Below are 24381 nucleotides of genomic sequence, written 5' to 3'. Positions count from 1 at the left end.
CGCGCCTTCCGGCCCGGCTCAGCGGGGGATGAGCAGCGCGCCCATGCCGACGAACAGGCCGCCGGTGAGCAGGTCGAGCCTCTTCCTCAGCCGCCCGTAGCCCCTGGTGATCCACGGGCTGCCGGCCAGGAAGGCCACGGCGGAGAACCAGGCGAACGCGACGGCCAGCATCGCGCCGAGCGTGACCGCCCGCATGACGAGGTTCGCGTGGTGCGGGAGCAGGCTGGCGAACAGGGCGCCGAAGAAGACCAGAGCCTTCGGGTTGGCGAGGTTGGTCAGCAGCCCGGCGCGCCACTCGCGCAGTCTGCCCGGACGGCGCGCGGCGATGGCCGGCGGCTCGTCGTCGGTCTGGGGCGACCGCCTGCGGGCGGCCCGGATGGTCGCGACGCCGAACGCGACGAGGAACAGCGCGCCGGCGACGCGGGCGGCGGTGTAGAGCCACTCGAACCGCTGGACGAGCATGGTGACGCCGAACAGACCGGCGATCGCCCACACCCCGATGCCGGTGACGACGCCCGCGGCCACGCGTACGCCGCTGCGCCGTGACCCTCCGGCCGAGTGTCTGAGCACGATGAGGAAGTCGGGACCCGGGCTCATCACAACCAGGATCCAGACGCCGAGCAGGGGGAGTATCGGCAACCACGACATGGGCTGGTCCTTCCTGGCCGGTCCGGCCGGCCGTGGAGGGGATTCGATCGGCTCAGCCGGTCACGGGCGAGGCGATGACGACCGTGACGTCCGCCGGGCCGTCGCCGGTGCTGTAACGGTGCGGGCGGTCGCCGGCGAAGGCCAGCAGGTCGCCCGGCGCGAGGAGGCGGGGGTCGTCGGCCGGCCCGGCCGTGACCTCGCCCGCGGCGACCAGCAGGTGTTCGACGGTGCCGGGGGCGTGCGGGATGCCGTCGAGGTCGGTGCGCGGGGGCATGCGCAGCCGCCACAGCTCCAGGCTGTGCCCGCTGCCGATGCGGCGCAGCAGTTCGCGTGTCGGACCGTCGGCGGCCGCGAGCGTCGAGGGCAGGTGGACGGGACCGGCGTCGGTGTCCCTGGTCAGCAGGTCGGTCAGGGGAATGTGCAGGGCCAGGGCGACGGCTTCCAGCGTCTCGATCGTCGGATTGCCGGTGCCCGCCTCCAGGCTGGACAGCGTCGCCTTGCCGAGACCGGCCCGGCGGGCGAGCTCGGCCGCGCTCATCCCGCGCTGCTGCCGGCGCAGTCGGATCTGCGCACCGATCGCCGCCGCCGCCCCGCTCACAATGTCATTCTGAGAAGAACCATACGTTCATTATAACGAACGACAATCCGTGTCGGTCTCCGCGAGCGCGTCGCCGAGGGGCGTGCGGTAGTACAGGACGGACCGCCCGGTGCGGCGGCGCCGTACGAGACCGGCGTCGAGGAGCACCCTGAGGTGGCGGCCGACGGACCCGAGCGGCCGGCCGGTGAGCGCCACGAGGTGGGTGGTGCTCTTCGGCGCGGCGAGCAGCACGAGCACCCGCGCCCTCGCCGGTCCGAGCAGCCTGCCCAGCGCCTCGGGGGCCGCCGGGCCGCCGGGCTCCGCCAGTGCGCCGGAGCAGGGGTAGACCAGGGCGTAGCGGCGGTCGGCCCAGGTGGCCCACGCCTCGCGCGGCGTGACCGGGACGAACATCAGCCTGGCCCCGCCGATCCGCCTCGGCGGGTAGTCGAAGGTGTTGATCTGCAGCCGGTCGGCGCCGAGCCACCGCATCCCCGGCCGCATGTCGTCGAGCGCGGCGGCCCAGCCGTCCCGGCTCAGCCGGTCCGCGCGGGCGACGACGTCGGCCTCCAGGATCCGCCGTCGCCGCGGCCAGTCGGGCAGCACGATCCGGGTCCACACCCACTCCAGCAGGTCCGCCGCGCGCTCGGGCAGGTCCGTACGCCGCAGCGGAGCGGGCAGCGGCCCGCGCAGCGCCACCTCGATGTCGGCGTGCGCGGTCTCGGGCGGGGTCGCGCGGACGCGGGCCACCTCCTCCTCGAAGACCGCGTCGCCCTCGCCCGACGGTGCGGGCGTGAGGAAGTCGGCGATCCAGCCGCGTCCCCGCGCGGCCTTCAGCAGCAGCGCGGTGACCGGATCACCGGCCAGGTGTGCGCGGTACGCGGGCAGGTGCGCGTCGAGCCACGCGCGCTCCGCCGGGTTCCGGGCCGACTCCTTATCCAAGCTGAGCAGGCAGGCGGTGGCCTCGGCGAGCGGGGACACGACGAACCGGCTCTCCGCGAGAGTGTCCGCGTTCACCAGCCACCAGCCCACGTTTCGCCTCCCCGCGAAACAGTAACGGCGACGCGGGGTGCTGATGAAAGGTCCTGCCATGCGTACTTATCGGGACCTCTTCCGCACGCCCGAGTTCACACCCCTGTTCGCCTTCTCCTCCGCGCAGGTGGCGGCCTCGACCATGAGCGGCCTGGCGCTCGGCACGCTCGTGTACGGGACGACGCGGTCGCCGCTGCTGTCGGCGCTGAGCATGTTCGGCGCGTCCTTCTCCCAGGTGCTCGGGGCGGTGGCGCTGATGTCGGCGGCCGACCGGCTGCCCCCGCGCGCCGCGATGACGGGCCTGGCGCTGGTGTTCTGCGGCGGCACGGTCGTGCTCGCCGTACCCGGCCTGCCGCTGTGGGCGCTGTTCGCCGTCGTCCTCGGTATGGGGCTCGCCGCGTCCCTCGGCAGCGGGGTCAGGTTCGGGCTGCTCAACGAGATCCTGCCGAGGGACGGATACCTGCTGGGCCGTTCGGTGCTCAACATGTCGGCCGGCGTCCAGCAGATCGTGGGTTTCGCCGCCGGGGGCGTGCTCGTGACCGCCCTCTCCCCGCGCGGCACCCTGCTCGTGGGGGCGGGGCTGGACCTCGCCGCCGCCCTCGTCGCCCGATGGGGGCTCGCCGCCCGTCCGCCCCGGGCACAGGGACGGCCCTCGCCCGCCGAGACGTGGCGGACCAATCGAAGGCTGTGGTCGTCGCCGGCGCGCCGTCATCTCTACCTGGCCCTGTGGGTGCCCAACGGACTGATCGTCGGCTGCGAGTCGCTGTACGTCGCCTATGATCCGCGGCACGCTGGGACGCTGTTCGCCTCCGCCGCCGCGGGGATGCTCGCGGGAGACACCCTGGTGGGGCGGTTCGTCCCGAAGTGGTGGCGCGAGCGGCTGAGCGCTCCGCTGCGGCTGCTGCTGGCCGTGCCGTACCTGGTCTTCCTCCTGCACCCCGCCCTGCCGCTCGCGGTCGCGGCCGTGGTGCTCGCCTCGGCCGGATACTCGGCCGGCCTGCTTCTCCAGGAACGCCTCATGGCCGTCACGCCCGAGGAGATGAGCGGGCAGGCGCTGGGGCTGCAGTCGTCCGGAACGATGACCATGCAGGGGGTCGGCGCCGCGATCGCCGGTTCCGTCGCCCAGCTCACCTCGGCCTCGGCCGCCATGGCCGCGATGGCCGCGGTCTCCGTCGCGGTCACGCTGGCCCTGGCGCCCGGCCTGCGTCCGGAGAGATATGGGAAAGTCTCACGTGCGTAGAGATCAGGGCTTCGTGACCGGCGCTGCCGGGGCGGGCCGTGACGGAGGGAGGCACGTGTCCAGGGACATCCGGCATGTCGAGATCGGCGTCGCCGATCTGGCCCGTTCGCTCGACTTCTACCGAAGCCTGCTGGACCTCGCCGAGGTGGAGGGCCCCGCCGGAGGGGCGGGGGTGGCCTGGCTGACGGCGGGTCCCGTACTGCTCAAGCTCGTCGAGACGGGCGACGGCGACCTCGGCGGCTGGGTGAACGACGACCTCCAGCGCGGCATCCGGCACATCGGCTTCAAGGTCGGGGACGTCGACCTGCGGGCCGAGCGCGTACGCGACGCCGGGGTGCCCTTCACGCTCCCGCCGCTCGACGCGGTCGGCGGCGTGCGCATCGCGTTCTTCCAGGACCCGGACGGCACGCACCTGGAGATCACCGACAACTACCTCCGGTATCACCGCGTCGCCTCGCCCGAACTCGCCGAACGCGAACGGCTGGCCACCCTGAGCAGGCCGCGTACGGCGCCGCCGGTCTTCGACCACGTGGCGATCACGTCGGGAGGGCTCGACGCCGCGCTGGCCTTCTACCGCGACACCCTGGGGTACGAGGTGATCGGCCAGATCACCCAGGACCAGGATCCCCGGGGCTTCCTGATCACCTACCTGCTGGCGGGGCCTGCCGTACTGGAGGTGTTCACGTTCACCGCGGCGACGACGTCGAGCCCGTGGACGGCCGACCCCGGCCGGCGCGGCTTCCGGCACGTCGCCCTCGCGGTGGACGACCCCGGGAGGGAGGCCGGGAGGCTGGTCGCGTCCGGCGCCTGGGTCGCGGCGGACGGACTGCTCGTCGACCCGGACGGCGTCCCGTTGGCCCTCGCGGGCACCGCCTGACCGACCCGCCCGTGGCGGTCAGGCCTGGCGGGAGGTCGCGTCCTCCGGAGCGGCGTCCTCGGCCGGTTTCGCGCAGCCGGCGTCGACGAGGTGCGGGAACAGGTGCGCGGACAGAACCGCTCTGTGGGTGGGGGTCGCCTCGGCGTGCCGGCGGCGGCCCTCCTCGGTGATGTGCACGAACACTCCGCGCCGGTCCGCCTCGCACAGGGCGCGGGCGACCAGTCCCTCGCGTTCCAGCCGCGCGATGAGGCGGGAGAGCGCGCTCTGGCTCAGGTGGACCTGGTCGGCGAGGCCCTGCACGCGGAACTTGACCTCGCCCGGCTCCTGGCAGGACGACCGGCCCTCCGCGAGGCGCTCCAGCACCTCGAACTCGCTCACTCCGAGCCCGTGCTTGTCGCTGAGCTCGCGCTCCAGGACGCATGACACCTCGGCGTGACGGGCGAGCAGCGCGCGCCAGGCCATGACCACGAAATCGGTGTCGGTGTCGTTCATGCGCGACCGCCTTTCTGCGCGCGACCATACCACCCACGCAAACTACATGCAACAACATTAAATGCTTGTGCATTGAATGCGCGTGCATGTAAGTTCTGGCCCATGATTTCCTCCACCAAGGACGAGCGCTGGGGGGCCCGCCTGTGGGGTGCCCTCACGGTGCTCTGCGCCGTCGTGTTCCTCGACGCTCTCGACGTGTCGATGGTCGGGGTGGCGCTTCCGTCCATCCAGGCCGATCTCGGGATGACCACCACCTCGCTGCAGTGGGTGGTGAGCGGTTACGTGCTGGGGTACGGCGGTCTGCTGCTGCTCGGGGGCCGGACCGCCGACCTGCTCGGCCGTCGCCGGGTGTTCCTGTCGGCCCTGGTCCTCTTCGCCGTCGCCTCGCTGCTCGGCGGGCTGATGAGCGACGGGACGCTGTTGATCGCGGCCCGTTTCGCGAAGGGCGTCAGCGCCGCGTTCACCGCGCCGGCCGCGTTGTCCATCATCACCACGACCTTCGCCGAAGGACCCGCCCGCAACCGGGCGCTGAGCATCTTCACCGCCTCCGGCGCCAGCGGCTTCTCACTCGGGCTGGTGCTGTCCGGCGTGCTCACCGAGATCGGATGGCGCTGGACGTTCCTCATGCCCGTACCGGTGGCGATCATCGCGCTGGTGGCCGGGGCGCGCCTGCTGGAGCGGAGCGATGAGCGCGGGGAGGGCGGCCACGACCTCCTCGGCGCCGTGACCATCACGGCCGCGATGCTGCTCATGGTCTTCGCCGTGGTCGAGGCGCCCAAGGTGAGCGTGGCGCGCACCGTGGTGTCGCTGGCGGCGTCCGCCGCCCTGGTCGGCCTGTTCGTCCGGCTGGAGCGGAGGGTGCGGCACCCGCTGGTCCGGCTCGGCATCCTGCGCTCCGCACCGCTCGTCCGGGCCAACGTCGGGCTGGTCATCCTGTTCGGCTCGTACGTCGGCTTCCAGTTCGTGGCGATGCAGTACTTCCAGAACCTGCTGGGCTGGAGCGCCCTGACGACCGCGCTGGCGTTCCTTCCGGCCGGACTGCTGGTCGCGGTCGGCTCGACCACGATGGGCAGGCTCGCCGACCGCTTCGGCACCGCGCGCCTCATCGTGGTGGGGTCGGTCGCGCTGCTCGCGGGCTACGCGGTGTTCCTGCGGGTGGACCTGCACCCCGGCCTGTTCACGATGGTGCTGCCCGGCATGCTTCTGCTGGGCGTCGCGTTCGCGCTGTCCTTCCCCTCGCTCAACATCCAGGCGACCGCCGGGGTCGACGACGAGGAGCAGGGGCTCGCCTCCGGGCTGCTGAACACCTCCGGGCAGGTCGGCGGCGCGGTGGTGCTGGCGATCGTCACGGCCGTCCTCACCGCGGGGGCGGACGGCGGTGACCCGATCACCCGGTTCCGCGCCGCGATCCTGGTCTCGGCCGGGTTCGCCCTCGCCGGCCTGGCGGTCGCCGTCTCGGGGCTCCGGTTCCGGCGGCCGGTCGAGGCCAGGGAGGAACCGGTGCCGGAACTCGTCTGATCACCTCGCCAATGCGAGCCCGGGGGAGCGTGGGCCCCCGGGCTCGTGGCGGGCGCCGCCCACTGCGACACTGGTCGGCATGGTCAGGAAGATCGAGGGACCCACCCGGGTGCCGGTGCCGGGCGGGAAGGTCATCGACGAGTACGTCGGCCGCGTCAACAGCGGCGACGAACAGGTCTCCATCGCCCACATGGTGGCGCCCGCGGACTGGAGCGAGCCCGCGCAGGCCCCCGCGTTCGCCGAGTACACGCTCGTCCTCAAGGGGTCGGTCGTCGTGGAGCACGAGGGCGGGACGACCGTCGTGGAGGCGGGCCAGGCGTTCGCCAGCGAGCCGGGAGAGAAGATCCGCTACAGCGCCGGGCCGTCCGGCGCCGAGTACGTGGCGGTCTGCCTGCCCGCGTTCTCCCCGGACACCGCCAACCGCGAGGACTGAGCGACGGCGGATCTCGCCAGGCCGCCCGATCCGGGTCCGTGGATAGGATTGCCGGATGTACGACCGCGGTGAGGAGGGCGATTGACATCCTCCCCTCCCTGAAGAGAGAGGATTCCAACCCTCACAGGTTGGTCTTCCTGTTTCGCCGCCGGTCGCCTCGTCCGAGAGGGCTCTCGTTGAGGTCTTACACCAGCTCCACAGGCGTTTCACCTCTCCGCCAGCCCGGCGGCGAGGATGTTGTTGGCGGCGTTGACGTCCCGGTCATGGACCGTGCCGCAGGCGCACGCCCATTCCCGGACGTGCAACGGCATCGCCTCGTGCAGGGTCCCGCAGGCCGAGCACAGCTTCGAGCTGGGAAACCACCGGTCGATCACCACGAGTTCCCGCCCGTACCAGGCCGTCTTGTACTCCAGCATCGAGCGCAGTTCCCGCCAGGAGGCGTCGGAGATGGCGCGAGCGAGGCAGTGGTTTTTGACCATGGCGCGGACGGTCAGGTCCTCGATCACGACCGTTTGGTTCTCACGGACGAGCCGAGTCGAAAGCTTGTGCAGGAAGTCCCGGCGCCGGTCGGCGATCCGCGCGTACAGGCGGGCGACCTTCACCCTGGCCTTGGCCCGATTGCCGCTGCCTGCGGTTTTGCGCAGCGGCACACTGGACACCTCGGCCAGGAACGCCAGCTCTTCGGTGCGCTTCCACGCCGTCAGCGCGGCCGAGGACTCGGCGTAGGAGACGCGGGCGCTTTCCCTGGTGTAGGCGCGGGTACGTTCTTCAAGGGCCTTGTTGTAGACCAGGCGCACGCACCCGAACGTCCGGGCAAGCTCGGCGGCCTGCGCGGAGGTCGGGTAGAAGCGGTACTTGTAGGCCCGCTTCACCGTCTGCGCCACGCCGCACATCATGCCACCCGATCAGTTGACGATCGCGTGAATTCGTACAGCGGTTCGCTTTGCGGCGAAACGCCTATCCCTGCCCTGCCCCCGCAGGCAGTCCGATTCCTCCTCCGCCCGAAGGCGGGGGTTTCTCGGAGGCTTTGATGAACGAGTTGCCCACTCTGGAGGAGATCCGCAGGGTGCCCAAGGTGCTCCTGCACGACCATCTCGACGGCGGGCTGCGGGCCGGGACGATCGTGGAGCTCGCCCGGGAGTGCGGACACGAACTGCCCACGTACGACCCGGACAAGCTGGGGGCCTGGTTCAGGGAGGCGGCGGACTCGGGGTCGCTGGAGCGTTACCTGGAGACGTTCGCCCACACGGTCGGGGTCATGCAGAGCCGTGCCGGGCTGGTCAGGGTGGCCGCCGAGTGTGCCGAGGACCTGGCGGACGACGGCGTGATCTACGCCGAGGTCCGTTTCGCGCCGGAACAGCACACCTCACAGGGCCTGTCGCTGGACGAGGTCGTGGAGGCCGTGCTGGAGGGGTTCCGGCTCGGCTCGGCCGCACCGGACGGCGGCACGCGTATCAGGGTCGGCACGCTGCTCACCGCGATGCGCCACCAGGCGCGCTCGATGGAGATCGCCGAGCTCGCCGTACGCTACCGGGACCTCGGCGTGGTCGGGTTCGACATCGCGGGCGCGGAGGCCGGATATCCGCCCACGCGGCACCTGGACGCCTTCGAGTACCTCCAGCGGGAGAACGCCCACTTCACGATCCACGCGGGGGAGGCCTTCGGACTGCCGTCGATCTGGCAGGCCATCCAGTGGTGCGGCGCCGACCGGCTGGGCCACGGGGTGCGGATCATCGACGACATCACGGTGCCGGCGGACGGCGAGGCCAAGCTCGGCAGGCTCGCGGCCTACGTCCGCGACAAGCGCATCCCGCTGGAGATGTGCCCGACCTCCAACCTGCAGACCGGGGCCGCCCCGTCGATCGCCGAACACCCGATCGGCCTGCTGCGCCGCCTGTACTTCCGCGTGACGGTCAACACCGACAACCGGCTGATGAGCGGCACCAGCGTGTCGCGGGAGTTCGCGGAGCTGGTGGACGCCTTCGGCTACGGCTGGGACGACCTGCAGTGGTTCACCGTCAACGCGATGAAGTCGGCGTTCATCCCGTTCGACGAGCGGCTCGCGCTGATCAACGGCGTGATCAAGCCCGCCTTCGCACGGATGCGGCAGGGCGCGTGAAGCCGCAAATCTACCGGTCCAAGCTGGCCTGGATCTTCGGGTGGGCCTGGCTGGTGTTCGCCGCCTGGAACACCTGGGACCTGATCGCCCACGGCCGGATGCCCAGCGCGCTGATCGCGGGGGCGGTGCTCGGCGTCATCACGGCCCTGGTCTTCGTCATGGCGCTGCGGCCCGCCATCCTCGCCGAGGAGGGCGGGGTCCGCGTCCGCAACGTGCTCAGGAACGCCTACATCCCCTGGAACGCCGTCGACGACCTCTCGGTGACCAGCGCCATCGTGATCGAGTCGGGCGGGACGGCCGTACGCTGCTGGACACCGCAGGCCACGGCGCGGGAGCGGGCCAGGGCCGCCGGGCAGGCCGTCAAGGCGGCCTCGTCGAAGGACCGCGTCGAGCGGGCCACGGCGGCCGTGGGCGGACGCACCCACGCCGACTGGGTGGCCCAGCAGCTTGAGGAGATGAGCAGGTCGCGCCGGCAGACGTCCACCGGCGAGACCCGGGTCACCTGGTCGCCCTCCGCCCTGGCCGTCCTGGCCGCCGCGCTCGCGCTGGTCGTGGCCGCCGTCGTCCTCTCCTGATCAGGAGGCGGGGAGCGGGGGCGGAGCACGCACCGCGGCCTGGCGCGCGCCGCGCGGCATGCCCGTGCGACGCCGGGGTGGTCGTCGTTTGCCGAAGGGGTCCGAGTGCGTCTGGCGCGGATGATCGTCGTCGTTGTGCTGGCCGCGCTCGCGAGCGTCTACGTGGTCGCGGGCGCGCCGATCGCGCTGGCGGTGTTCGGCGTGCAGGTCCTCTACCTGCTGAAGCTCAGGAAGTGGTGGCTGCTCGCCGCGCAGGCCGCCCTCGTCTACACGGCGAGCGTCATCGGCGGCGTCTCCACCGGGATCCTGGGCTTCCTGGCCGGTGCGCTGCTGCTGACCAGTGCCCATCGTGGTACCGCGCGCGTGCTCGCGCCGCTCGTGGTGGTGAGCGCGGCGCTGATCGACGCCGCCCGCGGCGGGGCGACGGCCGACGCGACGATCACCGTGGTGCTGGTCGCGCTGGTCGTCTTCGGTCTCACCCGGCTCGTGGAGCGCGCGGGCGAGATGCACGCCGCCCGGCTCTCGCTGGCCGCCGCGGCCGTGGGCGCCGAGCGGCTGCGCCTGGCGGCCGAGCTCAACGACGGCCTCGGGCGGAGCCTGGAGGTGATCGTCGACGGCGGCCGCCGCGCGCTCGCGGAACCCGACGGCGCGGCCGAGGTGCTGGCTTCGGTGACCGCCACCGCGCGTGCGGCACTGGCCGACGCCCGCGCCGCCTCCGCGAACTACCGCGCCACGTCCCTCGCTCCCGAGCTGGTCACGGCGAGGGCGATGCTCGACGTCGCGGGAGTCGCCGTCGAGGTGCGCGGCGGCCACACCGAGCCCCTCGGCCCCGGTGGGGCGCTGCTGGCGAGTGTGCTGCGCGAGGCCGTCACCGACGTGCTGAGGCGGGGCACCGCCCGGCTGTGCGTCATCGAGACGAGCGAGCAGGGGGACAAGGTGCGGCTGCGTGTCGTCGACGACGGCCACCGCACCGCCGAGGGCCCCGACTTCGACGGGCTCCGGCTGGAGGAGGCGGGCGGCACCCTCGCCACCGGTCTGTCCCCCACGGGACGCTTCGTGGTGGAGGCGACGCTTCCCCGCAGTCCTTCCATCGAGGCGCCGCCGGGCGAGACGGGCGCCGGCGACGCCCGTGCTCCGGAATCGCCGGCGGAGGGAGAGCGGCGCCGGTTCCTGCCGAGGTTCGCCGGCGACGCGTCGTACGCCGTGTCGGTCACGGTGCTCGCGGCCGTCCTCGTGGGCTTCAGCGTCAAGGCGCTGCTCCAGCTCTCCGGCGCCCTCGTGGTCCCGGCCGCGGCGTGCCTCGCCGTGATCGTCGTCATGCAGCTCCGCTCCGTGAACGGGCGTCACATGGTGGCGCTCGGGGTGATGGCGGTCCTCACGTACGCGCCTGTTCCGGTCTTCGGACCCGTCTGGCTCGGAGCGGCGGGCTTCCTCGCCGGGCCGGTCCTGCTCGCGTTCCCCCGGCGGGCCGCGTGGCCGACGGCGGCGGCGATCGTGGCGAGCGTCGCCGGGGCCGGGATGCTGTTCGGCCTGCCCGCCCCCGTCCTCGCCAACAGCACGATCAGCGCGCTCGTCACCGGGCTGGTGGTCTACGCACTGCTCCGCCTGGCCCAGATCGTGAAGGAGCTCCAGGCCGCGAGGGAGAGCCTGGCCCGCTCCGCGATCGTCGAGGAGCGTCTGCGCGCCGCCCGCGACCTGCACGACCTGCTCGGGCACTCCCTGGCCGCGATCCTGCTGACCTGTGAGCTGGCCCGCCGCTTGGAGAGCCCGCGGGAGCGGATCGAGGAGGTCGTCGCCATGGCGGAGGGCGCGCGGGCGGACCTGCGTTCGGTGTCGGGCGAGCAGCGGGAGCTGTCCCTGGCCGCCGAGGTGGAGTCGGCGCGCACGGTGCTGTCGGCCGCCGGGATCCGGGTGACCGTGGAGCCGGTCGAGCCGGACCTGCCCGCCGAGGTCGAGACCGTGCTGGGCACCGTGCTCAGGGAGGCCGTGACGAACGTGCTCAGGCACAGCGAGGCCCGCCACTGCGCGATCACCATGCGCGCCGACGAGAGCGGGCTGCGGCTGCGGGTGCGCAACGACGGCGCGCGGCCGGGGGAGACGCGGTGGGGGTCGTCGGGCATCGGCAACCTGACCACCCGCCTCGCGGCCCTGGACGGCCGGCTGACCTCGCACGCCGACGGCGACCGGTTCACGCTGGACGCCTGCGTGCCCCACCAGGCGCCGCTGCCCGCGCGAATCCGGATCGAGCCGCGCCCTTAGATCGAGCCGCGCCCTTAAATCGAGCAAGTCAGTGGGTCGAGCCGGCCGCTAGATCCAGCCGGCTTCGGTGGCGATGCGCACGGCGTCGGTCCGGTTACGCGCGTTGAGCTTGGTCACGATCACGGTGAGGTAGTTGCGCACCGTGCCCGCGGCCAGGTGGAGCCGCGCGGCGATGTCCGTGGCGTCCGCGCCGGCGGCGGCCAGGCGGAGCACGTCGGCCTCGCGTGGGGTGAGCGGGTTGTCCGCCAGGTCCCAGGCGGTGACCGCGAGCGAGGGGTCGAGCACCCGTTCCCCGGCCGCGACCTTGCGGATGGCGGCCACCAGTTCGTCCGGCGGCGCCGTCTTCAGCACGAATCCGGCGACACCCGAGCCGAGGGCACGGCGCAGGTGTCCCGGCTTGCCGTACGCCGTCAGCATCAGAGCGCGGCAGGCGGGCAGGCGCGTGCGGAGCTCGGCCGCGGCCGCCAGGCCGTCCAGCCTGCCGGGCATGTCGATGTCGAGGACGGCGACGTCGGGTCGGTGGACCAGCGCGGCGGCCAGGGCCGCCTCCCCGGACTCCACGGTCGCGACGATCTCCAGGTCCTCCTCCAGCCCGAGCAGGGCGGCGAGGGCGCTCCTGATGACGTGCTGGTCCTCGGCAAGGAGTACGCGAATCACGCGGATATGTCTACCAGTGTCCGGATCATGATGAGGTCATGGGCAGGAGGTGAGGCCGTCTCTGGGACGCGTGACCGCTGATCAGCAGGCTTGAGCACATGACAGAGGTGCTCCGCCTTGACGCGGTCAGCAAGGTGTACGGGAAGGGACAGGGCGCGGTGGCGGCCCTGCGTGAGGTCTCGGTGACCATCCCCGGCGGGAGCTTCACCGCCGTGATGGGACCGTCGGGTTCGGGCAAGAGCACGTTCCTGCACTGCGCGGCGGGGCTGGACACGCCCTCCTCCGGCTCGGTGCGGCTGGGCGGCACGGAGCTGTCCGGCATGGACGAGACCCGGTTGACGGAGCTGCGCAGGCAGCGGATCGGCTTCGTGTTCCAGGCGTTCAACCTGGTCTCGTCCCTGACCGTGCTGGAGAACATCACGCTCCCGATGCGGCTGGCCGGGGTGCGGGCCGACCGGGCCTGGCTTGAGGAGATCGTCGGGCGGGTGGGGCTGGCGGGCCGGACCGGGCAGCGCCCCGCCCAGCTGTCCGGCGGTCAGCAGCAGCGGGTGGCCATCGCCAGGGCGCTGGTGACCCGGCCGCAGGTGGTCTTCGGCGACGAGCCGACCGGCGCGCTCGACACGATGACGGCCCGTGACGTGCTCCGGCTGCTGCGGGAGGTGGTGGACGGCCTCGGTCAGACCGTGGTGATGGTCACCCACGACCCGGTGGCGGCCTCCTACGCCGACACCGTCCTGTTCCTCGCCGACGGCCGGATCGTGGACGCGATGACCGCGCCGAGCTCCGAGAAGGTCGCCGAGCGCATGACGAGGCTGGGGGCGTACGCGGCATGATCACCGGACTCGCACTGAAGACCCTGCGGCACCGCGGGGCGGCGTTCGCGGGGGCGTTCGTGGCGCTGGTGTGCGCCGCCGCGCTGGTCTGCGCGTGCCTGATGCTGCTGGAGACCGGCCTGCGGGGCGGGGTCGCGCCGGAGCGCTACGCGGGCGCGCCGCTGATCGTCGCGGGTGACCAGAACGTCCACGAGACCGTGGCCGCGTCCTCCGGGAAGGTCAAGACGAAGGCCAAGCCGCTGTCGGAGCGGGTCTGGATCCCCGAGGCGACGGCCGCGCGGCTGCGCGGCCTGCCGGGCGTCTCCGAGGTGCTGACCGAGGTGACGTTCCCCGTGAACGGGCACGCTCTCGGGCACGGGTGGGAGTCGGCGGGGCTCACGCCGTTCACCGTCGCGCGGGGACGCCCGCCGCGTGAGAACCGCGAGGTGGTCGTGGACGCCCGCTCCGGTCTGTCCGTCGGCGCTGCTCTCCATGTCCGAGGCGAGGCGTACCGGGTCGTGGGGGTCACGGCGCAGGCCCTGCCGAGCCAGGAAACGGTGTTCTTCTCGACGGCCGAGGCGCGCCGGCTGGCCGGGCGCCCGGGGCTGGTGACCGCGATCGGCGTGTTCCCCCACGTGGATGTCTCGCCGGTGCTGACCGACCGTCTCGTGGCCTACACCGGGGACGGGCGCGGCACCGTGGAGTTCCTCGACGCGGAGCAGGCGCGGGTGCGGCTGATCAGCCTGGGCGGCGCCCTCGGCGGCACGTCCCTGCTGGTGGCGATCCTCGTCGTGACCGGCACCTCCGCCCTCGCGGTCCGGCAGCGACGGCGCGAGATCGCCCTCCTCCGCGCGGTCGCCGCCACGCCCGGGCAGGTACGCAGGCTGCTGGGCGGCGAGGCGCTGCTGGTCGGCCTGGTCGCCGGCGTCGTCGGATCGGCGGCCGGTGCCGGTCTCGGGTTCTGGCTGCGCGGCCGGTTCGTCGAACTGGGCGCCATGCCGGAGAACCTGCGTCTGATCATCAGCCCGTTCCCGGCGGCGGCCGCCCTGCTCGCCGCCGTGGTGGCGGCCTGGGCCGCGACCCGCCTGTCGGTCCGCCGGATCGCGCGGATCCGTCCCGTCGAGGCGCTCGGCGAGGCCGCCATGGGCGGGGGCGGCCTGCCCCTCGGCCGGTCGGTCGCGGGCGTCCTGTGCGTCGCCGGCGGGATCGCGCTGACGCTGGTGCTGTCGGGACTGGAGACCGAGGCGGCGTCGAGCCCCGTGACGATGCTGACCGCACTCGTCTGGACGACGGCCGTCACCCTGCTCGGGCCGGTGCTCGCCCGCGCCGCGAGCGCCCTGCTCGGCGTCGCGCTGCGCGCCTCGCGCGCCGGACACCTGGCGGCGCGCAACCTGCGGACGGACCCGGGACGGATGGCCTCCGTGATGGCGCCGCTCACCCTTCTGGTGGCCTTGACCTGCACCATCCTGTTCACCCAGACCACGATGGGACACGCCTCGGCCACACAGGCCGCCGCCGGTGCCCACGCCGACTACACGGTGAGCGGCGTGACGGCGGACGCGATGCGCCGCGTGCCGGGCGTGACGGCCGTCGCCTCGGTGGTGCGCACCTCCGTGCGCGTCGGGCTGGACAGGTACGGCGCGCAGGGCGTCGACGGTGGCGAGCGGCCGATCGGTCAGGCCGTGGACCTGGGAGTCGTGTCCGGCTCGCTCGACGGATTCGGCGCCCGGTCGGCCGCGCTGAGCGAGTCGGCGGCTTCCAGGCTCGGGCTGTCGACCGGCGAGACGGTCAGGCTCACCCTGGGCGACGGCACCCCGGCGGAGCTGAAGGTCGTGGCGATCTACTCGCGCGGCCTCGGGTTCGGCGACCTGACCCTCCCGTACGCGCTGGTGGCCGGCCATGTCGACGATCCCTCGGGCACCCTGCTCGTCGAGGCGCCCTCGGTCCGGCGTGAGGCCCTGGCGGCCGTGGCGCCGGTGGTGTCGCCGGCGGAGGGGACCGGGACGCGGGCGCCGAACGCCGAGGTCGACTACGTGGCCATGGGCCTGATCATCGCGTTCGGCGCGATCGCCGTGGTCAACACGCTGGCCATGTCCACCATGGACCGGTCGCGGGAGCTGGCCCTGCTCCGTCTGGTCGGCGCGACGCGGCGGCAGGTGCTGCGCATGCTCCGCCTGGAGACCCTGACCGCGCTGGTCGTCTCGGTGCTCGCCGGGACCGGCATCGCGCTGGTCACGCTGTCGGCCTTCAGCAGGGGGATGACCGGGTCGGCCCTGCCGCACGTCCCTCCGGCCGGCTACGCGCTGGTGATCGCCGCCGTGGCCGCGCTCGCCCTGGTCGCCACGAGCCTCCCCGCGCGTCTCGCCCTGCGCGCCCGCCCGGCCGAGGCCATCGGCGCCCGCCAGTAGCCGGGCCGTTCAACCCCCGGCCCCTGCGCCTACCGGCCCCACCGGCGGAGGCGCCGGTGGGGGTCACGTCGCAGGGGCCTGGGCCGTCCAACGTGCTCGTGCGGAACCCGCGCGGCCGGTCACCGGTGCGCGGCCGGCCCGGGACGCGAGTGGCGCGGAGCCTTTCAGAGGGCCAGGGCGGTGGCGAGGTCCTGTCTCAGTGCCTCCAGGTCCGCGGCGGCCCGTGCCCTCGCCTCCGCGACGTCCTCGTCTCCGACCGGCACGACGACCTCCAGGTAGCACTTGAGCTTGGGCTCGGTGCCGCTGGGCCGGACGATGACCCGGGCGTCGCCGGAGAGGCGGTAGCGCAGGCCGTCGGTCGGCGGCAGCCCGGCCACCCCTCGCGACAGGTCCTCGGCCGACTCCACCGCCCGGCCCGCCAGCCGCGCCGGAGGATTGGCCCGCAGGCGCTCCATCGCCTTCGCGATCAGGGACAGGTCCTCGACCCGGACCGACAGCTGGGTGGTCGCGTGCAGGCCGTACCGGCGGGCCTGGTCGTCCAGCAGGTCGAGCAGCGAGCGGCCCTCCCGCCTGGCCGCGGCGGCCATCCCGGCGACGGCGAGCGCGGCCCCGACGCCGTCCTTGTCGTGGACCGGCAGGCCCGTGTCCGACCCGACGCTGTAGCCCAGCGCCTCCTCGTACCCGAAGACGAGCCCCGGCCCGGACTTCATGATCCACTTGAAGCCCGTCAGCGTCTCGGCGTGCCGCACGCCGTGATCGGCGGCGATCTTCGCGAGCAGCGAGGACGACACGATCGACGTGGCGACCAGCCGGTCGCCGCCCGAGGTGTGGCGCAGCACGTGCTCGGCGAGCAGCCCGCCCACCTCGTCGCCGGTCAGCATCCGGTAGCCGCCGCCGGGCAGCGGCGTGCCGACCGCGCACCGGTCGGCGTCCGGGTCGTTCGCCAGGACGAGGTCGGCGCGGGTGGCGGCGGCGAGTTCGAGCGCGAGGTCCATCGCGCCCGGCTCCTCCGGGTTCGGGAACGCCACGGTGGGGAAGTTCGGGTCGGGCATGGCCTGCCGGCCGACCATGACCGGCACCTCGAAGCCCGCCGCGCGGAACGCCTCGGACACGGTCGCGCCGCCGACGCCGTGCAGCGGGGTGTACGCGACCGAGATCGCGCGGGCGTCGCCCAGCGGCAGCGCCGTCAGCGCCCGCAGGTACGGCGTGACGATGTCGTCGTGGCCGAGGGTCGTCCAGGCGTCGCCCAGCGGGAGGGCGTCCACCGGGCCGGTCGCGTCGATGGCGGCCGAGATGTCCTGGTCGATCGGCGGGACGATCTGCGCGCCGTCGCCCCAGTAGACCTTGTAACCGTTGTCCTGGGGAGGGTTGTGCGAGGCGGTGACCATCACGCCCGCGTCCGCGCCGAGGTGGCGGACGGCGAACGCCAGCACCGGCGTCGGCCACCTCCCGGCCATGACCGACGCGCGCAGCCCGGCGCCCGTCAGCACGCGGGCCGTGTCGGCGGCGAACACGTCGGACTTGTGCCGCCCGTCGTAGCCGATCACGACGTGGCGTCCCGGTCCGAGCACGCGGGCCAGCCCGGCGGCGGCCCGCATCACGGTCACCCGGTTCATCCTGTTCGGTCCGGCTCCCAGCGCGCCGCGCAGGCCCGCCGTGCCGAACTCCAGCTTGGCGCCGAAGCGGTCCTCCAGCGCGTCGAGATCCTGCCGGTCCAGGATCGCGTCGAGTTCCGCCCGCGTGTCGGGGTCGGGGTCCTGGTCACGCCATTCGCGGGCGAGCCGTACGAGATCGGTCACGGGTGCTCCCTACAGCTTGTCGACGACCTGGGCGAGCAGGACGCCCATCCGGGCGGCGGTGACGCGGCCGACCTCCAGGACCTCCTCGTGGTTGAGCGGCTCGTCCGCCAGGCCCGCGCCGGGGTTGGTGACCAGGGAGATCCCGAGCACCTCGGCCCCGGCCTCCCGGGCGGCGATCGCCTCCAGCACGGTCGACATGCCCACCAGGTCGCCGCCGAGCGTGCGCAGCATGCGGATCTCCGCGGGCGTCTCGTACGTCGGGCCGCGGAAGGCCACGTACACGCCCTCGGCCAGTGAGGGGTCCACCTCGCGGGCGAGGTCCCGCAGCCGCCTGGAGTACACCTCGGTCAGGTCCACGAACGTCGCGCCGACGAGAGGGTTGCTCCCGGTCAGGTTGATGTGGTCGGCGATGAGCACGGGGTCGCCGACCTTCTGGGTCTCCGGGCGCAGCCCGCCCGCCGCGTTGGTCAGCACGACCGTGCGCACCCCGGCCGCGACGGCCGTACGGACGCCGTGCACCACCGGGTCCACGCCGCGCCCCTCGTACAGGTGCGTGCGCCCCAGGAAGATCAGCCCGTTGAGCCCGGCCGCCGTCCGCACCGCGCGTACCGTGCCGGCGTGCCCGGCGACCGCAGGCGGGGTGAACCCGGGCAGCTTCGTCACCGGGAGTTCGGCGACCGTCTCGCCGATCGCGTCCGCGGCCGGCACCCATCCCGAGCCCATGACGAGGGCGGCGTCGAAGGAGGGGATGCCGGTGAGGTTCCTCAACGTGGTCGCGGCTTCGGCCGCCAGGTCATAAGGGGTCACTTTGCTGAGCGTACAGAAGGGCATGACGGAGTCCGGCGGCTCCACCTGCCGTTCTGTCGCTCGGGTCGCCGCCGCGGACGGAGTCAGTCGCCGAGGGACTTGCAGGGGCGGTTGCGCAGCCCCGTGACGTAGTCGTCGGGAGCCCCCGCCTTCTCCGCGGCGTCGGCGAGGATGCCGATGTAGCGCGCCGAGGGCAGGCCGCCCTCGTAGGAGTCGAGCACGTGCGACCAGGCGAGCACGTCGCCCTCCAGGGTCGCGACGCGGAGCCGCACCTTGCGGTAGAGGCCGAGGTCGGTGCCCGTCCACCGGTCGAGGGACGGCTCGTCCCACTCCGGCACGTCGTACAGGACCACGAATACCTGCTCGTCGGCATCCTCGACTATCGTGGCGAGAGCGCCCTCCCAGCTGACGTCCTCGCCGCCGAAGGTGAGCCGCCAGCCCGGGAGCCACCCCGTTCCTCGCATGGGCGAGTGGGGCGCCCACTCCGCCATCTGCTTGGGGTCCATGTTGCTGCCGTAGGCCGCGTAAACAGGCACGGCACCCAAGCCTAATCCAAGATCGCCGAAGTTGGACGGGTAGCGCGCGCATGGGGTGTGGCGAGAGAAATACGAGTAGTTGACCCGTTACGCGGCCCTCGCCGGGAATACGTAGCCAGGATGCGGGACAATGGAGCATGTGACAAGGATCGTGATCATCGGTGGCGGCCCCGGCGGATACGAGGCGGCCCTGGTCGCCGCGCAACTGGGGGCGCGGGTCACCGTGGTGGAGGAGGAAGGGCCCGGCGGGGCGTGCGTTCTCACCGACTGCGTGCCGTCCAAGACCCTGATCGCCACCTCCGCCCGCAAGCAGGCGCTCCTCGACGCGGCCTCCGTGGGGGTCCGCTTCGACGGCGGCCTCGACGGTGACGCGGGCGGCGTCGCCGTGGACATGATCAACGTGAACAAGCGCGTCAAGGAACTGGCGCTGGCGCAGTCCGGCGACATCGCCGCCCGGCTGGCCGCCGAGGGCGTCGAGGTCATCCGCGCCCGCGGCCGGCTGGTCGATCCCCAGGTGGTCCGCGCGGGCGACCGTACGATCCGGGCCGACGTGGTCATCGTGGCCACCGGCGCCCACCCCCGGGTGCTGCCCGGGGCGGAGCCGGATGGCGAGCGCATCCTCAGCTGGCGGCAGCTCTACGACCTGGAGGAGCTGCCGGGGCACCTGATCGTGGTCGGCTCCGGCGTCACCGGCGCGGAGTTCGCCGGCGCCTACCAGTCGCTGGGGTCGGAGGTCACGCTGGTCTCCTCCCGCGACCGGATGATGCCCAACGAGGACGCCGACGCGGCCGAGGTGCTCGAAGAGGTCTACCGGCGGCGCGGCATGAACGTCATGGGCCGTTCGCGGGCCGCCTCCGTCAAGCGCACCGAGCACGGGGTCGTCGTCACGCTGGAGGACGGCCGCACGGCCGAGGGCACCCACTGTCTGATGACCGTCGGCATGGTGCCCAACACCTCCGGGCTCGGGCTGGAGGACAACGGCGTGCGGCTCGACCGGGGCGGCTTCATCGAGGTCGACAAGGTCTCCAGGACCTCCGCCCCGGGCGTGTACGCCGCGGGGGACTGCACGGGCGTCCTGATGCTCGCCTCGGTCGCCGCCATGCAGGGCAGGATCGCGGTCTGGCACGCGCTCGGCGAGGCCGTGCAGCCGATCCGGCTGGCCACGGTCGCCGCGAACATCTTCACCGACCCCGAGATCGCCGCGGTGGGTATCTCGCAGCGGCAGATCGAGTCAGGCGAGATCGAGGCGAACGTGGTCAAGCTGCCGCTCGCCACCAACGCCCGGGCCAAGATGCAGGGCTTCAACGACGGTTTCGTCAAGCTGTTCTGCCGGCCCAACACCGGCATCGTGCTCGGCGGCGTCGTGGTCGCCCCGCGCGCCTCGGAGCTGATCCTCGCGGTGTCGGTGGCCGTGCAGCACCGCCTGACCGTGGACCAGCTCGCCCACACGTTCGCCGTCTATCCGTCGCTGTCCGGCTCGATCACCGAGGCGGCCCGCCGCCTCATGTCGCCCCTGACCGCCGGCATCTGACCGGTCCGGCGTCTGAGCGCGTCGAGGCTCAGTGGCTTCCGCCCGTGTGGGGCAGCCGGGACCGCACCTGCCGCAGGGCCTCCCTTCCCCGCGCCACGGTCACGCCCGCCGCCCGCAGCTCGTACGGCGTGCGGGCGAGGCCGAGCGCCTGCTTGGCCGCCTCGTAGGCGTCCAGTGCCGCCCGCCACTCCTGCGACGGGCCGCTGATCTGGTTGATCTTCATCTCGAAGTCGAGGGCGTCGATCTCCTCGCCGAAGCGGGTCACGTCCTCCTCGGCCGCGTGCCTGACCACCGCCATCTCCGCCGCGAAGCGCTGCCTGCGCCGGTGCGCGACGCCCCACATGCCCAGCGTCAGGATCAGCCCGAGCCCGCTCACGACGACCAGGATCACCGCCGGTGACGGGCCCCGCGTGCCGCCCGGGCGCACGGTGGGATCGTCGCCGGTGTCGTCGCGTACGACGTCGTCCACGCCGACTTGGGCGTCCTCTTCCGCATCGCCGGTCCGGCCGGGCGCCACGGCGTCGTCCGGCAGGTTCACGGGCGTGCCGCGGGCGCCGGTGAGGTTCACGTCGCTCGCCTGGATGAAGGACGCCCTGCCGACGTCGGCTCCCCGGAAGTCGGCGCCGTCCAGCTCGGCCTGGGTGAACTCCGCCTCCGACAGGTCCGCGTTCCTGAGCACGGCGTGCTCCAGGTGGGCCTGGCCGAGCTTGGCCCCGCCGGCCTTGGCCCGGGTGAGGTCGGCCTTGCGGGCCTTGGCCTGGCCGAGCGTCACGTCTCTGAGGTCCGCGTCCACGAGCGTGGCGTCGGTGAGGTCGGCCTGCGTGAGCACGGCCCGGGTGAGGACGGCGCCGGTCAGGTCGGCGTGCGGGAACTCGGCCTGGACGGCGTCCGCGTCGGTGAGGATCGCCCCGCGCAGGTCCGCCTTCCTCGCCCGCAACTGACCGAGGTCCGCGTCGGACAGGTCGGCCCCGCGCAGGTCGGCGTAGTCGAGATGGACCTGGCCGAGGTCGGCCTCCTTCAGCGACGCCTTGCGGAGGACGGCTCCGGTCAGGTCCTTGGCGGTGAGATCCACCCCGTCGAGCTTGGCGCCGGTGAGGTCGGCGCACCGCAGGTTGGCGGGGAGGGTGCCGCCCTCGGTGAGGTCCCTGCCCCGGAGCTTGACGCCGCTGCCCGGCGTGCACGGCGCACCCGTCGCCGTCGCGCCAGCCGCGTACGGAACGGGTGCGGCGTCCGCCGGGGACGGGAAGAGGGCCGCGAGCAGGAAGGCGAGCGACAGGACCTGGACGGCGACGAAGAGGGGGGCGAAACGGCGCAAGGGGGGCCTCCTGGGGGAACGCCCCGAGTCTCCCACGCGCTCTTTACGTCCGCTTGCAAGTCGCTGACGGTGTCTCACGGGCGACCACGGCCGCTTCGACCCGGGCGGGACGCGGGTTCATACCACGATAATCGGCGCACATATTCGCTTCTGTCGTTTTCGCCCTATATCGCATGGTATTTCGTGACGGTTCATTCTAATGGGCGTCCGCTCGGCCGCCCCGCAGTTTCCCGATGTCTCCCGTGGAAATCCAAGGCTGTTCCAGGGGCTTTTATCGGCCGGCCCGGCGGGGATCAACCCGGCCGAGTGAAGGTGCGGGTCATCGGGGGTAGTAATGCATGAAAACCGGGCGGGCGACGAGGCGAGCGAGCTGACTCGACGCCGGTTCATCCAGTTCTCCGGCCTGGCGGGCGCCGGCGTGCTGGCGGGTGCGGGCCTTCTCGCCGACGCCGGGCACGCCCTGGCGGTGCCTCCGCCGAGCCTGGTGAAGGGGCCCGATCCCAAGGAGTGCGGCAAGACCTCCGACTCGGACTCTCTCTGGCAGCGCAGCCAGAAGTGCCACAGCAACAACACCTGCCTGCAGAACCACGCCGACTACGTGGTGATGGGCGGTGCCAAGAGCAAGAAGGGATACGTCAACTACATTCTCGTCCCCACCGAGCGGATCAGCGGTATCGAGTGTTCCTGGATCTGCGGCAGCAGCGCGCCGAACTATTGGAGCGCCGCCGACTACTACGCCACCCAGACTCCCACCGTGGTTCCCACCCCGGTGGGGCTGGGGATCAACTCGAAGGCGATCAGGAATTTCGACCAGTTGCACATCCATATGGCACGGGCACGCCGGGAGTCCTGGAACGACCTCGCCGCGCAGGACAACCTGGCCGCCTGGACCGTGGCGAACTGGGCGGACTCGCGCGTGGCGGTACGGGGTCTCAGTGAGAAGCTCGGGATCATCCCGCACACCTACCGGGTGCTCATCTGGCCGGGATTCAACCACGACAACCTCTTCGCCATGCTCAGGGCCATGCTGGTCGCTTCTCTGGGCCACGGCGGGACGACCGCCAAGGCCCAGTCGCTCATGCAGTACCAGACGCTGATCGTGATCCCTCGGCCCGCCGGGGGCTACTACATCGTCAACAGCGAGAAGGGCCTGGTCGACCCGAACAACCCCCACCTGACGGGGACCGACACCTGCGACCCGTTGCTCCTCATGCATCCCTGACCCGTCACGGCTCGCTTCCCGGACGTCTCCGACGACGAAGGGGGCGGACCGTCGTGGTCCGCCCCCTTCCGAGGTCGTGTCCGATGTCGCGTCAGGCGTTACCAGTCGCCGCCGCCGCCGAAGTCTCCTCCGCCGAAGTCGCTGCCGCCGCCCCAGTCGCCACCGCCACCGAAGTCGCCGCCACCGCCGCCACCCCAGTCGCCGCCGCCCCAGTCGTTGCCGCCGCCGGACTCGACGCCCGCCGCGTATCCGGAGTCGTAGCCGGCGCCGTAGCCGCCGTAGCCCCAGCCGCCGAAGGCGTTGCCGAGCATGGTGCCGACGAGCATGCCGGTCAGCAGGTCGCCGCCGAAGCCGCCGTAGTAGCCGTACGCGTAGGGCTGGTAGGCGGGCCCGGCGTCCCAGTAGGGCCTGCGGTGGCCGTTCACCATGACCTCGCGCATCTGCGGGTCGAAGCCGCGCTCCACCGCCTCGGCGTCGGCCGCGCAGGCGGGGACGTCGCGCACCGCGCCGCCGGGGGGCGCCCAGCGGACGTTGCGCACCGACGGGCCGTGCTGGGGGTTGAAGAAGCACGGCGGGAGCCGCTCGGGCGGCGGCTGGTTGTTCACCCGCGCCTTGACGCACGCCAGCGCGTAGCGGCCGTCCTCCAGCGTCGAGGTCACCGTACGCAGGTCCTCGGGCCGCTTGATCCCGTCCAGCTCGGTCTTGGCCCGCTCGTAGGAGTCGAGCGCGCGCTGCCAGTCGCCCGTCGTCTCCGCCTGCGGCAGCATCTTGACGTCGACGTCGAGCGCGGTGATCTCCTCACCGAACTTGGTGACGTCCTCCTCGACCGTCTGCTTCACGGCGGCCAGCTCGGCGGCCTCGCGCTCCTCACGCTTGCGCTTGTTGCGGCGTCCGATGATCCACAAACCGGCACCTCCCACTACGGCCACGCCCAGGATGCCGACGAGCACGCCCGAGCCGCCTCCACCACCGACGGTGGAACCAGTGCCCCGGGCGCCCTTCACATCACCCTCGTGCACCAGGTTCACCCGGTTGACGAAGTCCTGCATGCCGCTGACCACGTCGCTGTTGGCGTTGGTGGACAGCCGGGCCAGCGCTCCCGCGGCGTTCTTCGGCAGGTCGTTGGAGCCGGCGAACAGGCTCATGCCGTCCAGCAGGACCACGGTCGCCCGCGACCGCCCGGCCTTGTCGAGCTCGGTCATCAGCTGCGGGATGTACGTGCTCACCTGGGCCGTGGTCACGGTGCCGTCCGGGAGCGCGACCATGTAGATCTTGGCCTTCGAGTCCTCCAGCTCCTTGCGGATCTTGCTCTGCTGGTCGGACGAGAGCGGCGACCCGGGCTGGACGAACAGCGGATTACTGCTGTTCTTCCATGACGCCACGACCGTGGCCGGGTCCGGCGGAGCCGCCGCGTTCGCGGCCGGAGCGAGCGCGAGCGAGATGAAGAGCCCGGCGAACAGAGCCGCCAGGGCGGCCCCTGCCCGTCCGAGCGGTGATTTCATGGTCACGGCTTAAGCCTCCTTCGCC

21 protein-coding genes and 1 pseudogene are annotated in these 24381 nt (G+C 72.6%); 11 read left to right on the top strand and 11 right to left on the bottom strand.

The genetic code is table 11. The annotated features are described in order from the left end of the window. Positions 1-18 precede the first annotated feature (18 nt). Genes HHX33_RS07690 through HHX33_RS07680 form a run of 3 tightly spaced genes read right to left on the bottom strand, consistent with a single transcriptional unit; the run spans position 19 to position 2254 of the window. The gene (locus tag HHX33_RS07690) at positions 19-648 is read right to left on the bottom strand and encodes a LysE family translocator (protein ID WP_182874001.1); all 630 of its coding nucleotides are present in this window, start codon (positions 646-648) and stop codon (positions 19-21) included. A gap of 52 nt (positions 649-700) precedes the next feature. Next, the gene (locus tag HHX33_RS07685; protein WP_220498737.1) at positions 701-1246 is read right to left on the bottom strand and encodes a helix-turn-helix domain-containing protein; all 546 of its coding nucleotides are present in this window, start codon (positions 1244-1246) and stop codon (positions 701-703) included. Between the two features lie 30 nt (positions 1247-1276). Continuing rightward, positions 1277-2254 (bottom strand): ArsR/SmtB family transcription factor, encoded by a 978-nt coding sequence (locus tag HHX33_RS07680; RefSeq protein ID WP_182874000.1) that lies wholly within the window; start codon positions 2252-2254, stop codon positions 1277-1279. A 58-nt stretch (positions 2255-2312) separates the two neighbouring features. On the opposite strand from HHX33_RS07680, the gene HHX33_RS07675 reads away from it, so the two are divergent. Together HHX33_RS07675 and HHX33_RS07670 are read left to right on the top strand one after the other, a co-directional pair. After that, positions 2313-3494, top strand: coding sequence for an MFS transporter (locus HHX33_RS07675; RefSeq protein WP_182873999.1), 1182 nt, complete (start codon positions 2313-2315; stop codon positions 3492-3494). Positions 3495-3549: 55 nt separating this feature from the next. Continuing rightward, positions 3550-4371, top strand: coding sequence for a VOC family protein (locus HHX33_RS07670; RefSeq protein WP_182873998.1), 822 nt, complete (start codon positions 3550-3552; stop codon positions 4369-4371). An 18-nt stretch (positions 4372-4389) separates the two neighbouring features. Here HHX33_RS07670 and HHX33_RS07665 read toward each other — a convergent pair whose 3' ends face one another. Beyond that, positions 4390-4863, bottom strand: a complete 474-nt coding sequence (locus tag HHX33_RS07665) for a MarR family winged helix-turn-helix transcriptional regulator (protein ID WP_182873997.1) — start codon at positions 4861-4863, stop codon at positions 4390-4392. 102 nt (positions 4864-4965) lie between these two features. Between HHX33_RS07665 and HHX33_RS07660 the strand changes: the two genes are divergently transcribed. Both HHX33_RS07660 and HHX33_RS07655 read left to right on the top strand, forming a co-directional pair. Continuing rightward, a complete protein-coding gene (locus HHX33_RS07660; RefSeq protein ID WP_182873996.1) occupies positions 4966-6381 on the top strand; it encodes an MFS transporter in 1416 nt (471 codons plus the stop codon). Between the two features lie 79 nt (positions 6382-6460). Beyond that, complete coding sequence (locus HHX33_RS07655) at positions 6461-6814, top strand: cupin domain-containing protein (RefSeq protein ID WP_182873995.1); 354 nt, start codon at positions 6461-6463, stop codon at positions 6812-6814. Between the two features lie 122 nt (positions 6815-6936). On the opposite strand, the pseudogene HHX33_RS07650 reads toward HHX33_RS07655, so the two are convergent. Continuing rightward, positions 6937-7707, bottom strand: a pseudogene (locus tag HHX33_RS07650) (RNA-guided endonuclease TnpB family protein); the annotation flags it as partial. A gap of 137 nt (positions 7708-7844) precedes the next feature. Here HHX33_RS07650 and HHX33_RS07645 point away from each other — a divergent pair. From HHX33_RS07645 to HHX33_RS37075, 3 genes are all read left to right on the top strand, one after another. Continuing rightward, positions 7845-8933: an adenosine deaminase gene (locus HHX33_RS07645; RefSeq protein ID WP_182873993.1), complete on the top strand. Its 1089-nt coding sequence runs from the start codon at positions 7845-7847 to the stop codon at positions 8931-8933. Beyond that, the gene (locus HHX33_RS07640; protein ID WP_182873992.1) at positions 8930-9508 is read left to right on the top strand and encodes a PH domain-containing protein; all 579 of its coding nucleotides are present in this window, start codon (positions 8930-8932) and stop codon (positions 9506-9508) included. The genes HHX33_RS07645 and HHX33_RS07640 overlap by 4 nt, the downstream gene beginning before the upstream one ends. Positions 9509-9628: 120 nt before the next feature. Then, positions 9629-11767, top strand: coding sequence for a histidine kinase (locus HHX33_RS37075; protein WP_220501608.1), 2139 nt, complete (start codon positions 9629-9631; stop codon positions 11765-11767). Positions 11768-11815: 48 nt separating this feature from the next. Here the strand turns inward: HHX33_RS37075 and HHX33_RS07630 are convergent, their stop codons facing one another. Further along, a complete protein-coding gene (locus HHX33_RS07630) occupies positions 11816-12424 on the bottom strand; it encodes a response regulator transcription factor (protein WP_182873991.1) in 609 nt (202 codons plus the stop codon). A 98-nt stretch (positions 12425-12522) separates the two neighbouring features. On the opposite strand from HHX33_RS07630, the gene HHX33_RS07625 reads away from it, so the two are divergent. Continuing rightward, a complete protein-coding gene (locus HHX33_RS07625; RefSeq protein WP_182873990.1) occupies positions 12523-13257 on the top strand; it encodes an ABC transporter ATP-binding protein in 735 nt (244 codons plus the stop codon). Further along, the gene (locus HHX33_RS07620; protein ID WP_182873989.1) at positions 13254-15644 is read left to right on the top strand and encodes an ABC transporter permease; all 2391 of its coding nucleotides are present in this window, start codon (positions 13254-13256) and stop codon (positions 15642-15644) included. The genes HHX33_RS07625 and HHX33_RS07620 overlap by 4 nt, the downstream gene beginning before the upstream one ends. A 164-nt stretch (positions 15645-15808) precedes the next feature. Here the strand turns inward: HHX33_RS07620 and HHX33_RS07615 are convergent, their stop codons facing one another. The 3 genes from HHX33_RS07615 to HHX33_RS07605 form a co-directional block, all read right to left on the bottom strand. After that, positions 15809-17443 (bottom strand): phospho-sugar mutase, encoded by a 1635-nt coding sequence (locus HHX33_RS07615; protein ID WP_182873988.1) that lies wholly within the window; start codon positions 17441-17443, stop codon positions 15809-15811. A gap of 9 nt (positions 17444-17452) precedes the next feature. Further along, positions 17453-18250: a purine-nucleoside phosphorylase gene (locus HHX33_RS07610; RefSeq protein ID WP_396784362.1), complete on the bottom strand. Its 798-nt coding sequence runs from the start codon at positions 18248-18250 to the stop codon at positions 17453-17455. 83 nt (positions 18251-18333) lie between these two features. After that, positions 18334-18786 carry a gamma-glutamylcyclotransferase gene (locus HHX33_RS07605; protein WP_138460432.1) on the bottom strand — a complete coding sequence of 151 codons (453 nt, stop codon included), beginning with the start codon at positions 18784-18786 and terminating at the stop codon, positions 18334-18336. A 139-nt stretch (positions 18787-18925) separates the two neighbouring features. Between HHX33_RS07605 and HHX33_RS07600 the strand changes: the two genes are divergently transcribed. Continuing rightward, entirely contained in the window at positions 18926-20317 is a 1392-nt protein-coding gene (locus HHX33_RS07600; RefSeq protein ID WP_182873986.1) for an NAD(P)H-quinone dehydrogenase, read from the top strand. Positions 20318-20345: 28 nt separating this feature from the next. Here HHX33_RS07600 and HHX33_RS07595 read toward each other — a convergent pair whose 3' ends face one another. Then, on the bottom strand, positions 20346-21632 hold the full coding sequence (locus HHX33_RS07595) for a pentapeptide repeat-containing protein (RefSeq protein WP_182873985.1): 1287 nt from the start codon (positions 21630-21632) through the stop codon (positions 20346-20348). A 334-nt stretch (positions 21633-21966) separates the two neighbouring features. On the opposite strand from HHX33_RS07595, the gene HHX33_RS07590 reads away from it, so the two are divergent. Further along, complete coding sequence (locus HHX33_RS07590; RefSeq protein ID WP_182874171.1) at positions 21967-22854, top strand: CDP-diacylglycerol diphosphatase; 888 nt, start codon at positions 21967-21969, stop codon at positions 22852-22854. A 98-nt stretch (positions 22855-22952) separates the two neighbouring features. Here the strand turns inward: HHX33_RS07590 and HHX33_RS07585 are convergent, their stop codons facing one another. Then, positions 22953-24356: a hypothetical protein gene (locus HHX33_RS07585; RefSeq protein WP_182874170.1), complete on the bottom strand. Its 1404-nt coding sequence runs from the start codon at positions 24354-24356 to the stop codon at positions 22953-22955. Positions 24357-24381 lie beyond the last annotated feature (25 nt).

The organism is Microbispora sp. H10670, assembly GCF_014161385.1.
In the GTDB taxonomy this organism is placed as follows: Bacteria; Actinomycetota; Actinomycetes; order Streptosporangiales; family Streptosporangiaceae; genus Microbispora; species Microbispora triticiradicis.
Note: the sequence above shows the minus strand (reverse complement) of the source record. Positions and strands in the feature narration are given on the sequence as shown.